Annotated in this window: 20 protein-coding genes; 15 read left to right on the top strand and 5 right to left on the bottom strand. The window is 69.5% G+C overall.

What is annotated here, in order from left to right:
- Nucleotides 1-27: 27 nt before the first annotated feature.
- The 5 genes from AC08OV_RS19780 to AC08OV_RS19800 all read right to left on the bottom strand — a co-directional run bounded on the left by AC08OV_RS19780 (nt 28) and on the right by AC08OV_RS19800 (nt 3496).
- Nucleotides 28-1317: a hypothetical protein gene (locus AC08OV_RS19780; protein ID WP_476614163.1), complete on the bottom strand. Its 1290-nt coding sequence runs from the start codon at nt 1315-1317 to the stop codon at nt 28-30.
- A 229-nt stretch (nt 1318-1546) separates the two neighbouring features.
- The gene (locus AC08OV_RS19785; RefSeq protein ID WP_476614162.1) at nt 1547-1768 is read right to left on the bottom strand and encodes a hypothetical protein; all 222 of its coding nucleotides are present in this window, start codon (nt 1766-1768) and stop codon (nt 1547-1549) included.
- Between the two features lie 105 nt (nt 1769-1873).
- Nucleotides 1874-2728: a helix-turn-helix domain-containing protein gene (locus AC08OV_RS19790; RefSeq protein WP_476614161.1), complete on the bottom strand. Its 855-nt coding sequence runs from the start codon at nt 2726-2728 to the stop codon at nt 1874-1876.
- Between the two features lie 7 nt (nt 2729-2735).
- A complete protein-coding gene (locus AC08OV_RS19795) occupies nt 2736-3290 on the bottom strand; it encodes a DUF6879 family protein (protein ID WP_476614160.1) in 555 nt (184 codons plus the stop codon).
- Between the two features lie 2 nt (nt 3291-3292).
- Nucleotides 3293-3496, bottom strand: coding sequence for a hypothetical protein (locus AC08OV_RS19800; RefSeq protein WP_476614159.1), 204 nt, complete (start codon nt 3494-3496; stop codon nt 3293-3295).
- A 220-nt stretch (nt 3497-3716) separates the two neighbouring features.
- Between AC08OV_RS19800 and AC08OV_RS19805 the strand changes: the two genes are divergently transcribed.
- From AC08OV_RS19805 to AC08OV_RS19875, 15 genes are all read left to right on the top strand, one after another.
- Nucleotides 3717-3941: a hypothetical protein gene (locus AC08OV_RS19805; RefSeq protein ID WP_476614158.1), complete on the top strand. Its 225-nt coding sequence runs from the start codon at nt 3717-3719 to the stop codon at nt 3939-3941.
- Between the two features lie 484 nt (nt 3942-4425).
- The gene (locus tag AC08OV_RS19810) at nt 4426-5268 is read left to right on the top strand and encodes a hypothetical protein (protein ID WP_476614156.1); all 843 of its coding nucleotides are present in this window, start codon (nt 4426-4428) and stop codon (nt 5266-5268) included.
- Nucleotides 5265-5450 carry a hypothetical protein gene (locus AC08OV_RS19815; protein WP_476620090.1) on the top strand — a complete coding sequence of 62 codons (186 nt, stop codon included), beginning with the start codon at nt 5265-5267 and terminating at the stop codon, nt 5448-5450. Before AC08OV_RS19810 ends, AC08OV_RS19815 begins: the two co-directional genes overlap by 4 nt.
- Entirely contained in the window at nt 5447-5626 is a 180-nt protein-coding gene (locus AC08OV_RS19820) for a hypothetical protein (protein WP_476614155.1), read from the top strand. Before AC08OV_RS19815 ends, AC08OV_RS19820 begins: the two co-directional genes overlap by 4 nt.
- A complete protein-coding gene (locus AC08OV_RS19825; RefSeq protein WP_476614154.1) occupies nt 5623-5910 on the top strand; it encodes a hypothetical protein in 288 nt (95 codons plus the stop codon). Before AC08OV_RS19820 ends, AC08OV_RS19825 begins: the two co-directional genes overlap by 4 nt.
- Nucleotides 5907-6173, top strand: coding sequence for a hypothetical protein (locus AC08OV_RS19830; RefSeq protein WP_476614153.1), 267 nt, complete (start codon nt 5907-5909; stop codon nt 6171-6173). Before AC08OV_RS19825 ends, AC08OV_RS19830 begins: the two co-directional genes overlap by 4 nt.
- A gap of 205 nt (nt 6174-6378) precedes the next feature.
- The gene (locus AC08OV_RS19835; protein WP_476614152.1) at nt 6379-6534 is read left to right on the top strand and encodes a hypothetical protein; all 156 of its coding nucleotides are present in this window, start codon (nt 6379-6381) and stop codon (nt 6532-6534) included.
- Nucleotides 6531-6767 (top strand): hypothetical protein, encoded by a 237-nt coding sequence (locus tag AC08OV_RS19840; protein WP_476614151.1) that lies wholly within the window; start codon nt 6531-6533, stop codon nt 6765-6767. The genes AC08OV_RS19835 and AC08OV_RS19840 overlap by 4 nt, the downstream gene beginning before the upstream one ends.
- Nucleotides 6764-8413 carry a DEAD/DEAH box helicase gene (locus AC08OV_RS19845; RefSeq protein WP_476614150.1) on the top strand — a complete coding sequence of 550 codons (1650 nt, stop codon included), beginning with the start codon at nt 6764-6766 and terminating at the stop codon, nt 8411-8413. The genes AC08OV_RS19840 and AC08OV_RS19845 overlap by 4 nt, the downstream gene beginning before the upstream one ends.
- Nucleotides 8410-10494 (top strand): DUF3987 domain-containing protein, encoded by a 2085-nt coding sequence (locus AC08OV_RS19850; protein ID WP_476620091.1) that lies wholly within the window; start codon nt 8410-8412, stop codon nt 10492-10494. The genes AC08OV_RS19845 and AC08OV_RS19850 overlap by 4 nt, the downstream gene beginning before the upstream one ends.
- Before the next feature lie 270 nt (nt 10495-10764).
- Nucleotides 10765-10941: a hypothetical protein gene (locus AC08OV_RS19855; protein ID WP_476620092.1), complete on the top strand. Its 177-nt coding sequence runs from the start codon at nt 10765-10767 to the stop codon at nt 10939-10941.
- A complete protein-coding gene (locus AC08OV_RS19860) occupies nt 10938-11507 on the top strand; it encodes a hypothetical protein (RefSeq protein WP_476620093.1) in 570 nt (189 codons plus the stop codon). Before AC08OV_RS19855 ends, AC08OV_RS19860 begins: the two co-directional genes overlap by 4 nt.
- Before the next feature lie 266 nt (nt 11508-11773).
- A complete protein-coding gene (locus AC08OV_RS19865; RefSeq protein ID WP_476616051.1) occupies nt 11774-12067 on the top strand; it encodes a hypothetical protein in 294 nt (97 codons plus the stop codon).
- Nucleotides 12064-12294: a hypothetical protein gene (locus tag AC08OV_RS19870; RefSeq protein WP_476616052.1), complete on the top strand. Its 231-nt coding sequence runs from the start codon at nt 12064-12066 to the stop codon at nt 12292-12294. Before AC08OV_RS19865 ends, AC08OV_RS19870 begins: the two co-directional genes overlap by 4 nt.
- Complete coding sequence (locus tag AC08OV_RS19875) at nt 12291-12662, top strand: hypothetical protein (protein ID WP_476616053.1); 372 nt, start codon at nt 12291-12293, stop codon at nt 12660-12662. Before AC08OV_RS19870 ends, AC08OV_RS19875 begins: the two co-directional genes overlap by 4 nt.
- Nucleotides 12663-12997 lie beyond the last annotated feature (335 nt).

A 12997-nucleotide genomic window follows, 5' to 3' on the forward strand; every position in this document is an offset into this window, starting at 1 on the left:
GCGACGTCAGGATCTCAACGACGAGGGCTAACCCGCGATCCCTGCCAGCACGGCCTCTGTCCGTGGCGACTGCACGCCGACGGCAAGTCCAGCCCGCGCCTGGTCGGCGTAGAGCCCGGCCTGCTCCCGGTCACCCGCAGCGGCGTGCGCCTCGGCGAGGTACGCCTGCACGAGGGCGACGTCGCGGGGGTAGTCGGCCAACTCGGCCAGCTTCGGGGTGAGGATCTCGATCGCCCGCCGGGGCTCGCCGGACATCGTCCAGGCCCTGCCGTTCTCCAGCGGCATCGGGTGCTCGGCGGCCTCCATCGCCCAGTACGCCCACGGCGGGGCGTCCTCGACGCGGGCCCGCTCGTAGACGGCCGTTCCCCGGGCGAGGGTCGCCTCGAAACCCGGACGGTCGCCGGCCGCGGACCGTACCCGGGCCTCGAAGCCGCTCACGATCGCCCGGACCGTGAGCGACGCGGCATTGCGAATGCCGACCTGCGCGGACTCCAGGATCGTGACCGCCTCGCGGTGGCGGCCGTCGAGGCTCGCGGCCAGGCCAAGCAGAGCCAGGATGTAGGCGCCGTGCTCGCGGTCCCCGATGGCCTGCGCGGCATGCAGCGCGGTGATGAGGTACCGCTGCGCCATCGCGAACCGGCCGGAGTCCACCGCGGCCCAGCCCGTGAGCTCCGCGAGTTCGGCGACCAGGCGCAGCATCGGCCCGCGGGATCGCTCCGGGATGTCGCGCAGCATCGTCATGGCCATTGTGGCCTCCTGCGCCGACCAGGGTGCGACCGCCGGGCCGCCCTCGGCGTCGTCGACCCGGCGCAGCAGCTCCAGGACGGCCCGCAGCGCACCAAGACGAGATGGTGCACCCTCGACCACTTCCGCGAGGGGCCGACCGTCCAGGTCGGGGGCCACGAGCCACAGGTGCGCGTGATGCGTAAGCGCCGTGCCTCGTAGCGGCGCGAGGCGGCGGGGATCGGAGGCGCCGCGGCGCGCCATCTCGGCCAGCACCCGGGCGGCGCCGGTCTCGGTGTAGTCGACGTCGAGCCCGTCATCGGCCGCAACCGCGGCGGCGGTGCGTGCCGCGCTCGTAAGCCCGAGGTCAACCGGGGTCAGCGTGGTCCCGACCCGTTCCGAGAGGACGTCAGCGACGTAGGCCGGCAGTGGCGGGTGCGGGGTGACCCCCTTCAGCCATTTCCAGGGCGTCTTGGGGTGGACCGCGTGCTCGCCGTGGCCCTCGGCCGTCAGCCGAGTGTTGATCGCCGCCGCAAGCTGCTCGGGCGTCCAGCCGGCGCGCTGGAGCGCGGCGTCGAGGTGCGTGTTGGCCACGGGTCATCACCCTTCGTCAGGCATCCCCTTGACGATAGGGCGCGAAGTGCCCGCCGTGGTGCAGTGCGCACTATCGGCACCAACCCGCACCGGCATCGACGGGTCACATCGCGGGGCCTGGACGGTTTGCTGGATAGGACAGAACGCCTGAACCGATCGAACGGCCGGAGAGGAGGGCGGCGTGTCGCGAAGCCATCGGCACCCCCTTCTCCGGCCTGAGACCGGGCGCCTACAGCTTCGTGTCGAGTGTGGCCCCCACGGCCTTCACGCTGCCGTCGACGCCGTAGGCGCTGGAGGCCAGAGACAAGATGCCGGCCGCGATGGCGTAGAGCAGCCGGTCCGTATCGCTCAAGGCGTCAGGGTTGACGTCCTTGAGCACGTCACGGGCCGCGTTGGCGTAGTCCAAAGCGCTCGGAGGACGGGACTTGCTGTATTCGTTCTCGTAGGCCATGGGGATACGATCTGCCGCCCTGGCGAGATCGTCCGGCCAGCGGTGTGGCCGGACGACCTACGGTATTGGACGTCCCGGACTGTCCGATCTTGGCTTGGCGCCAGCCTAGGCTGGAAGCGCTCGGCTGGCATCGACGATGAGCTCCCGTGCACGATCGCCCATAACGGCGTTCTCCCACAGCCTGTCCATGGCTCGACTGTACGTAACGGTTTCGTCGCCACTGAAAAAGATCTCGCCGCCGAAGGTCTCCATCGCGCCAACCGTCTCCTTACCCTCGTAGAGCGTCACCGAGTTCTGCGGGATAGCAGTCAGCTCCACACCCATAGGCACGATGCCGAAGCGGATGTTCAGGACGCCGATAACCGTCTGAAGACGGTCGAGCTGACCGCGCATGACGTCAGCTGGGACGAGCAGCCAGCGCAAGACGGGCTCGGCGAGCAGGAACTCGAAGTTCCTGGACGGATCGTAGAGGAGCTGCTGCCGCTGCAAGCGTGTCGCTACTGCTGCGTCAACGTCCTGTACCTCAAGGCCGTGCAAGCGGACCATCTCGACGAACATCGCCCGCGCGTAGCCCGGCGTCTGGAGGAGGCCGGGGATGGCGGCCATCTCAAAGTGGCGAATGATGCGGGAGTTCTGCGCCAGTTCGTTGTAGTCGGCCTGGACCTCGGCCTGACCGCGGCTCATGCTGAGGCGCCAACTGCGGTGCTCGACTCTGGCTTCCTCCAGGGCCCGAAGGACAGCCTCGACTGCCTCGTCGGGCGCGCCGGTCACGCGACCCCAGGCGCGGACGTCCTCCGTCGACGGCGCCTGCCGTCCGCGCTCCAAGCGCGACACCTTCGATGCCGCCCAACCGTTTGCCTCGGCGACGTCCTTTGCGGCCATTCCGGCCTGTTCGCGCATGTCGAGCAGCCGGGCGGCAATGCCGCCCGGGCGCGTCAGCGCGTTCTTGATCGGGTCCATCGTGCCCTCACTCGTGCGTGGTCGGAGCGCTCCGCATCTCAGCGGGAGTGCTGTGCAGGATTGCCAGGTCCCGCCACGCAATCGCCTCGGCGACAGCCACCTCATCGCCCGTACGTTCAACCCGAGCCATATGCCCCTCGGCATCGAACGACATCACGATCAAGAGCCGATCATCGAACAGCCACCAATCGTCAGGGCCAGCGGCCGGCAGTAGGCCGACCTCACGCGCCCGTCGGCGAGGCAGGTAACGAATCACCTCGCCAGCCCGAATGTTCCATGGGTCGCACCACTGCTCCCACCGCTGGTAGTCGGTCAGGGGTTCGTCGTGGATCCGAACTCGCCCGATACGTGCGCCCTGCCGGGTCCTCTCGGCCACTCGGTCGAACCACTCGCGCAACTCCGGGACCTCGTCCGCCGCCATAGGCTGGCCCGCCCGGAGTTGCGCGAGTAGTCCTTGCTCCGCCGGGACGTAGTACGCCGGCTGGGCCTCAAGCCGGAACGCGGCGTGCTGGAAGTCCCAGAGTGCCGCCGTGAACTCGTCACCAGTGAGGAGCTCTCGCATCGTCAGGCCATGCCCCGCAGGCGGTCGAGGACATTGGCCGGGACGAACACGCCGTCCTCGTCGTCCGCGAGGTTCCGGAGTTGCGCCCGCTCGTCATCGGTGAGCTTGACGCCCTGGACAACGTAGCCACCCGCCGTCTCGTACAGGGCCGGGCAGCTCCCACCGATGGACCCGCCGTCCTTCCAGAGGAACTTCAGCTCTCGCATGTGATCTCCAATCCCAGGTTGTACCGCACCCGCATCCTCTCAGGATCAAGCACGAGCATGCAATCGCCCCCGGTCCTTGCGCGGGGGCCGGGGGCGATTGGCGGTTGCGTGGAACCTGGCGAGGAGAGACTACCATCCACAAGCACTTGCGCGCACTTGCTAGATCAGCGTAAGGTTGCAGAGTCCGACTTCCCGGACTCTCCGATCGAGAGGAACCCACGTGGACTACAACAAGATCCAGGCCATCCACGCGGACGCGGTCAGGGCCGCCCGCCAGATCACCGACCCCGCCGCCAGAGCGCTCCGGCTAATGAACCTCGCCCCGTACGGTGCCCTCGAGCGGGACGCCCTGCTGGACGAAGCGGCGGCCGCGGCACGCGACATCGAGGACCCCTGCCGCCGTGCGCAGGAGCTGGAGCGACTTTTCCACACCTGGATCCGGTAGCCGCAACGGCCGATCGGCAGCACGAGGTAACTGAGTGGCCCGGCAGTGTTCCAGCACCGCCGGGCCGTGAGACCGAACCCCAACCCGCCAGGAAGAAGGCACGTTCCCGTGGTACATCCTGCCGTCACGGCACCCGGATCGCCAAAGATGCCGCGACCCGGAGCCGCCTCTACCGTCATCTGGTTGCCGCCCGGTGCGGCATCGAGGCTCGTTGGCGTCGACGCGAAGACGCTTGCTCGGATGGCGGACGACCGCCGGCTGACCGTCCAGCGCACCACTGGAGGCCACCGCCGGTACGTCGAGGCCGAGATTCGCAGCTTGCTCACCGATCTGGACGGTGCGGCATGAGAGTCGCGACCACCCCAGTCCGTCCGCCAGCGCCGCCCCAGGCGCCCACCACGAAGATCACCGTCTGCGCCGAATGCGGCAGCGTCCTCTTCGACGGCGTAGGCCACGACCAACTTTGCTCGCGGACCGGTGAGCTGTGAACGAGATCATCCTCACTGAGTCCCGGTCCGCCCGCGACGAGCACGCCGGCCGCACCGACGCCCTTGGCAAGGTCAAGGCGCTCGACCTGATGCCCGACGATCTGCACGTCACCACCGAGATGGTCGCGACGTACTTCGAGGTCTCGGTCGGAACGGTCACCACCCTGGCCACCCGCTTTCGCGAGGAGCTCTCCGAGAACGGGCTGCGGGTCCTGCGCGGTGATGATCTGCGTGAGTTCAAGCGGTCCAGTGATCTTCATCCTGAAGATCACTGGAATCGAGTCTCGTCGCTCACCCTCTACATCCGACGCACCGTTCTGAACGTCGCAATGCTCCTAACCGAGAGCGACATCGCCCGGGACATCCGGCGCGTGCTACTCGACCGCTACGAGGAACCGGCCCACGCGCAGCCCGACCTCGCGGAGGTCAAGACCCGGCTGGAGATCCTTGGCCTCGCGTGGTCCGTGACCGCGTTGCCGATGGACGAGGTCCGCCGCCAAGCGCAGGCACTCCTCGCCGACATCGGGATGGCTGAGCCACCCCTGACCGTCGACGAGGAGCGCGAGGCCGAAGTGATGCGCTGGATCCACCAGCGGTACCGCGTCGGCGAGGACGCCTCGCTCAGTGAGATGTACCGCGGCCTGGACGGACGGGCGTGGGTGCGGCGCACCGCGGACGTCGAGGACGTCGTGGCCCGGCTCGTCACCACCGGCCACCTGCGGCGGGTCCCGCCGGCACCGCCGAAGCGGGGCCGCCCACCGTCCCCGCGGTTTGAGGTCCTGACTGGGCCGGCGAAGCCGCGCCTGACCGTCGTGCGCGTCGCGGGAGGTGCCTCATGATCCTTATCGAGATACCGGACCCCGACCAGCACTGGTTCTGGACCGAAGAGTGGCAGGCCGGCGAGCGTGAGGCCAGCGCCGAGATCGCTGCCGGTGGTCTGAAGGTCTACGACGACATGGCGGACCTGTACGCGGACATGGACGCCGACGACGAGCTCGTGGGGGGGGGGGGTACCCGATGATCCGCCGCGCCCATACCGCCGACCGGGAGGCCGGCGACAACACCTGGGCCCGCGTCGTCCAGGACTCGCTCGCGGGCCGCCACGAGCACGTCTGCGGGCGCATCGACAACAGCCTCATCTGCTCCTGCGCGGTGTGCGGCACGGCACAGCGCGACACCTCCGGAGGTACCCGATGACCGTCATCACGACCGGCTTCAGCGACCCCGAGCAGGATGTCCTGCTGGCCGCGGTCGATGCCGCGCAGCTCCCCGAGGGCACCACCATCCCGGCCAGGGCCGTCGAGGACGCGGTCCGGGAGGCCATGGGGATGATCGAGGCCAACCGCGCCGACGCGGCCGACCTCGACCTGGACGCCGACCAGCGGTACGGCGCCCGCCAGGTCGCCTTCGGGCAGGCGTGCGTCCTCCGCCTGTTCCAGATGCTGCTGGCCAGCTCGGACGCCCCGGTGGGGGACCGATGAGTACGGCCACCGAACTCACGAGACTCGCCGCCGCGTCGCCGCAGGTCGGGACGCATGTGACGCTCACGCGGAACGGGGTGAGGTGGCAGGGCGAGGTCGTGGACCTGCCACTGGGCCCGGAAGACCTCGACGACCCGGGCGGGCTGGATGGCCTGGGGGACGTCGGGATCTCGGCCTACGGCCCGCAGGACGGGACCGACGACCGGGTCTGGATCGAGCCGGGTCCACCGTGGGCGGTCCCCGTGAGGGACCTGCGATCGTGATCACCGGGACGGGTCGGGGCTGAGGTGATGCGTCCCGACTCGTCCCGAAACATGCCCTATGACGTGACGCTAAGACTCGCCGCAGTCCAGGTGATGCGCCTCTCGGCGCTATGTATCGACAGATGGTGGAGCACCGGAAGACGAAAGCCCCCGGGGGGATCCGGGGGCTCTGTCGCACAACCGCTGCGCCACGAGAGGAGGTCTCGTGACACACATACTACAGCCGGTCAGGCTCATAGATCCTGGGCGGCACGAGTGCGCCCTGGGCGGCAACCCGCTGTACTGGGATCGCCTCGCCCATGTCCAGGCCTCGCGAGGCGAGAGCGCCCCCCGCGAGGCCTCCTGGGATGAGGCCGCGTGAACGCCCCGTGCCCGGGGCCGGTCGATGGCGACATCGACCAGGTTGCCGTCGACCGTGCCGTTGCCGGGGACCCGCCCGACGAGATGACCTCGGGCGAGATCTGCGCCGCCGTCGAGATCCTCACGAGCCGGGGCCTGAGCGCACGCCAGATCGGGCAGCGGATCCACTGCGACCCCCGCTCCGTCACGCGGCACCGCGCCCACGCCCGCACGCGAGAGCGGGGTGCCGCGTGAGCGCCACCGCGCGGCTCCCGTTGCGGCCTTACCAGCAGGAGGCCCTGAATGCCATTAGAAAGGCATGGGGGAGCGGAACAAACCGTGTCGCGATTATCTTGCCAACGGGTAGCGGGAAGACTATTTGCTTTGCCCATCTAGCTAGTGAAGAATGCGCGCGAAATGGCCGCGTCCTTGTTATCGCGCACCGGCAGGAACTAGTTGACCAGGCTGCGGAAAAAATCGCGTCAATAGCGCCGGGAGCGCGGGTCGGCGTGGAGATGGCCGACCGCGAAGCCGACCTACGGTGTGGCGTCGTGGTGGCCTCCGTGCAGACGATGGCGTCGGCCCGGAGGATGCGCAAGTGGCCGCGTGACACATTCAGCATGGTGATCATCGATGAATGCCATCACAGCCTGGCCGAGACATATGTCAAGGTCATGGATCATTTTCGGTGCTACGCGCAGAACGGAACGCGCACTCTTGGAGTGACGGCCACACTCGCCCGCGGGGACGGCGCGGGCCTGGGGTCGGTCTGGCAGACCGTGGCCTACGAGCGCTCGGTGCTGGAGATGATCACCGATCCGGAGGGGCCGTACCTGGTCGTGCCGCGCGGTCGCCGCGTCCCGATCGACGTGGACTTCTCCGAGGTCAGAAGCTCTCACGGGGACTACGCCGCTAGCGATCTCGGCGACGCGCTCGCGAGTGCGGGCTTCGAGAAGGCCGTCGCCGAGGCGTACACCACCCACGGCGAGGGCAAGCCCGGAATGGTCTTCACCCCCACCGTCGCCACCGCGCAGTCCGCCGCGGCGGCCCTGCGCGACGCCGGCTTCAAGGCTGAGGCGGTGTGGGGAGACATGGACCGGGATTCCCGCGTGGCAGCCGTGAACGGCCTGCGAAACGGCGAGCTGGACATCCTCAGTAATTGCAATGTTCTTACCGAGGGAACAGATATCCCGCGTGCCACTGTCGCCATCATGGCGCGGCCGACAAAGTCTCCGGTTCTCTATACCCAGATGGCCGGAAGGGTGCTACGCCCCTACCCCGGCAAGACTGAGGCCCTCATTCTGGACCTAGTCGGGATCACCGCGGACCATCGGCTCTGCACGCTCCTGGACCTCGCCGAGGGCGAGCTTAAGGCGAAGACCAAGGAAAAGCCCGAGCTGGAGGACGGCGAGTCCCTCACCGAGGCCGTCGAGCGCATCAAGGGGGTGAAGCTCGGCGCCGCCAGCGAGGTCAACCTGTTCCAGTCCAGCAAATCCGTGTGGCTCCAGACCGACGGCGGGCACTGGTTCGTCCCCGCCGGACTCGGCCAGGTGTTCCTGCGCGAGTGGCCCAACCGCCAGGGCTGGTCGATCGGACTGATGCCCCGCGAGGGCGACCCGACCCCACTCGGGAAGGCCCCGGACCTCACGCTCGCGATGGCGCTCGGCGAGGAGCACGCCGCACGGGCCGAACGCGCGGGCAAGCAGCGGTTCTCGGTCTCGACCAAGACCGCGGCCTGGCGCGGGCGCGGCGAGCCGAGCCCCAAGCAGGTCGAGGCCGCCGCCCGTCTCGGCATCACCGTCCCGCCGGGGGCCACAGCAGGGCAGGTCAGCGACCTGATCTCGATCCGGGTCGCGACCAGGCGGATCGACCGGTTCTTCGCCGGAAGGGGTGCTGCATGAGCGATGACGAGCCTGCCGCGGGGGCCGACGAGCAGGACGGGCCGGCGATCGATCCGGCGGTACTGCGGGCCGAGCAGGAGTGCCTCGGTCGCGCGATGCGGGATCCCGGTGACGCCGAGATCGTGCTCGGGACCCTGGAGGCCACCGACTACGCCCGGCCGGCACACCAGGTGATCCACGAGGTCCTGATGGAGCGGACGCTGGCCGGCGAGGCGTGCGACGAGGCATCCGTGGTGGCTCACCTCGGCTCACGGCCCGCCATGGCGGGCTCGCACGGCCGGATGACCCTGCTCGACGTCGTCGGGGGGCCGATCTACGTCCACGACCTGATCTGGAACACCGGTGCCGGCACCGTGGCCTACCACGCCGCGTTCGTCGAGACCGCGGCCCGCCGTCGCGACATCGCGGCTCGGGCCGAGGCCCTGGGCCGGCTTGCCCGCAACCCGGGGGCGGACCTCTACGACCTACGGCGCGAGCTGCTCGCGGCCCTGGAGTGCGCCGAGCAGACCAGCGGGGGGCGCTGGACCGAGCCCCGCCCCCTGTCGCGCCCGATGCCGGCGCTGCCCGTACGGTCCCTGCCGGGGGTGGTGAGGCGGTTCGTCGAGGCCGTCGCCGCCACGACCCAGACACCGCCCGACCTCGCCGCGTTCGCGGCGCTCGCGACCCTGTCAGGAGCCACCCGCGGCTCCTGGGAGGTCGAGGTCAAGGGGAGCTGGACAGAGCAAACCTGCCTGTATCTCGCGGCACTGTCGGACTCCGGCACTCGCAAGAGCGCCGTGGTCAAACTCGCCGTGGCGCCCCTACAGGATCTGGAGTGGGGGAGCGAAGACGCGGCCAGGTTCGCCCGCGCCAAGGCGGACCACGAACTGCTGACCAAGCGGTACGCCGCCGCGCTCGACCGGGCGGCCCGGATGGAGGGCGACGCAGCCGGCGACGCCGAGGAGGAGGCCCGCGACCTCGCGGACCGGCTCGCCGAGGCCGGCCCGCCGACGCAGTTCCAGATCCTCGCCGACGACACCACCGCGGAGGGCCTGGCGGTCTTGATGGAGCACCAGGGCGGGCCCCAGGCCATCATCGTCGACGAGGGGGGCTTCCTCGGGACCCTGGCGGGCCGCTACGCCGCCAGCGGCCAGGCCAACATCGACCTGGTCCTGCGGGCCTACGACGGCAGGTCCGTGAAGATCACCCGCGCCAGTAAGGCGCCGGTCCGGATTCGCCGGCCCATCCTGTCCATCGGGATGATCGTGCAGCCCGATGTCATCACCGAGGCCCTCAAGGTCCGGGCGTTCGTGCAGCGTGGTCTGCTGGCGCGTTTCCTGGTCGCCCTGCCGGCCTCCACGGTCGGGACCCGGCCCCTGGAGGCCCCGCCCATGGACCCCGAGGTCGAGGCCGAGTGGGCAGCCGTGGTGGGGAAGATCATTTCGGCGGGGCGGGGGCTCGCCGAGCGCAGCGAGGTCGGGGCGATCCGCCTGGACCACGGCGCGCGGGCCGCCTTCGACGCCTGGCGAGGCCCCGAAGGACACGAGGGGCGCCTGCATCGGGATCTCGGGGATCTGGCGGACATGCAGTCCTGGGGGAGCAAGCTGCCCGGCGCGCTGGTGCGCATCGCGGCACTGTTCGCGCTCGCCGAGCGGCCCGGGGACGCCCACCCGATCGTCACCGAGGACGAGATGCGCGCGGCGCTGGACCTGGCGCCCTACCTGATCACCCACGCCCGGGAGGTGCTGCTGCGTGACCAGGCAGAACGCACCGAGCGGCTGGACGCGGTCCTGGGCTGGATAAAAACCCTAGTAGTTGATCTTGGTTGGGCGGCTAAGGGAAATAACCACCCCGCAAGTCGCCCAGAACTGGACAAAGACTCCCACAGGTTCACTTTTAGTATCCAAGACGCCTATAGGGCGCTTGACGGACGAATCTGGGTAAAGCGGGTGGCCGACATGGAGGAGGTCGTCGACCACCTTGCCGATCTTGGCTATGTGCGCCGGCTCCCACCGACCCCACCGAAGCGCGGTCGGCCGCCGTCCCCGCGCTACCAGGTACATCCGCACGTCGTGGCCGCCGCCCTGCGCGGTCGGCGCTGACCGGTCCGGGCGGCTCGCTGTTCTTATCTGACTTTTTCACCCCCTGATCCGGAGGTCTACACGGGAGAGCCCTCGTTCGTGGTTCTTCACAAGATCAAGATCATTTAAGGATTACCTATAGAGACCTGTCGAAGGAAGGGTGAAAAAGGCAGTTAAGAAATTTCAAGATCAACCGATGGGGTCGCTGGGGTCGGTTAAGTGCCTTAGGCGCCCAGATCAAGATCAAAAACAAATCCTAAAAGAAACCGACGCCACGAGAGAGAAGTGATCATGAGGCAGCACCCGTCCCATCCCGCCGCGGCGCTCCCCGCCCTTCCCCTGGATGCCCTGCTGGGCCTGCTCGCCACCGTGGCGGCGAGCGACATCCAGGTCCCACCGGATCTGGCCGCCCTCGTGGGCCTGGGCGTGCTCTTCGCTCGCGACGACGCCACGGCGGCGCGAGCGTGAGCGCGAGCCAGGCAGTCGAGACGGGCGCGGCCGCCGGGAATCCCGTACGGGGGCGAGGCCGGGTAGGAGCCACGCCGAAGCAGCGCAAGTCGCGGCGGACCCCGTTGGTGCAGTGGAGGCGCAAACGCACGCTGGAAGGCGGCGACTTCGAGGTGTACGGCGTGGCGGCGCCGCTGGAGGCCGTGGGATTCGTGGCCTCGATCTCCCGGCTGTCCCAGGGGCCCTACGACGTCTCGGCCTGGCGGCCACCCCTGCTGCTGCTTATCGCCGCCCGACTCACCGGCGTGGCGCTGGACGGCACGGTGTCGACGAACCCGCGGTTCTCCGGTTCGGAGCTGCGCGTGCTCTGGGAGCTCTCCCAGCGATCCACGCCCGGTTTCACGGTCGTGCCGCTGATCGCCACAGCCCAGCATGCCGCCGCGGCGGGCAAGCTCTGCGTCTGCTCGGGGGTGGTGGCGGATCCGGCGCGGTTCATGGTCCTCACGGGGCCGCCCGCGGGTGCGGGGCGGACGCCGAACTGGAGGCCGTGGGCGATCCCCGGTTCGGAGGGGAGCTGTAGGCGATAAGAAGTCTTGTAGGCTCCTGTATCCTGTATGGGGCAGGGAACCCCTACGGGGGAGGGGAGTGAGGCTGGCAGCGTGGACGCCAAAGGGTGGGAACGGGCTTTCTGGCTGCTATTCTCGCCATGATCCGCCACGGCCGCCGCACCCCATCACCGCGCTGGCCGTGGCGGATCATGGCTCGTCTCATGTTCACTCACCCTTGTATGCTTGTCGCCATCCGTAGCCATACCGGCGCGCCAGTCGTGCCCCGAGCCCCCAGGAGGCCTTAGATGGCGCCCCGCGCCCCCGCCGCGTCTCCGACACCGGACCCGCTCGACACTGCCGTCGAGGTCGCGCTGGAGGTGCGCGCCCGCGGGGGCATGGAGGAGCTACCGGCTGGCGACCCCCTACGGCGCCGGTTCGCCCTGGCGGTAGCCCGGGTGGCCGGGCTCGACCGGCTGCCGCTGAGTCGTCGCGGGCACGCCAGCAGCGCCCGCGACGTCGAGCGCTTCGAGCTGGCCGCGGTCGAAGTCGCCGAGGAGCTGGCTCGCCGGGACGCCCTCACCGCCGGTGGTGCGCTGTGACCGCCGAGCTGGCCCCGGGCGACCGGGTGCGGCGCACCACCCAGACCGGCCCGCTCGACGTCCGGTTCGGGACCGGCACCTTGCTGGAGCGCAAGACCGTTGGCACTCGGACGGGCTGGCACGTCGAGATGGATCTCGGTTCGGGGCCACGGGGCGATCGGTCCTACGTGACGTTCGTGGAGGACGATCTCCTGGTGCCGATCCCTCGGGCGGGGGTCTCGCCGTGACCCTCGAGGCCCCGCTGCCCACGAGTCCCGCCTACCGGAAGGCGGTCCGTCTCGCGCTGCGGGTGCACGCGCGGGGTGGCTACGAATCGTTGCCGAATCGTGATCCTCTGCGCGCCGAGTTCCTCGCCACCGTCGTGCGCGTCGCGGGCCTGGATTCGGCCGCGTCGGCAGTGCGCAGTGTGGCACTCGGCGCGGCGCTGATCCTCGACGAGCGACGGAAGCGGACGTCGGGTCTCCCGGGCGCGACTCTCGCGCCGGCCGACGCCCGGCCGGGGTGTGTCCCGCGCCGGGACCGATCTCGCGTGACCAGGATCCGTCCCGGCGTGACCCGACATGAGCCGGTCGTATCGGAGCCCGATCTCGCGTGAGCGCCGTCCTGCCCGCCGTGGTACGGGTGCCGACCCGCCCGGATCCGAAAGGGCCTCGTGACCTCCGACCCCGGCGATCGTCGGTTCGCGGATAAGCATGCGAGAGGTGGCGTGACGATGGAGAGCGGAGAGGAATGGGTTATGACCGAGGAGCCGACCGATGGCTGATCGTTGGCGGCCAGACGCCCGCGCCTACGAGGCCGCTGCCCATGGCGCGCCGCTCGACACGGCACGCCTGATCGCCGTCGTCGATGCGTGAGCCATGCCGCTTCTGCGACAGCTGCTGTACACAGTTGCCGGACGGGTGGGACCCGTCCGGCAACTGTGTACAGCAG

This window comes from Frankia sp. CeTa3Moorea, assembly GCF_978021225.1.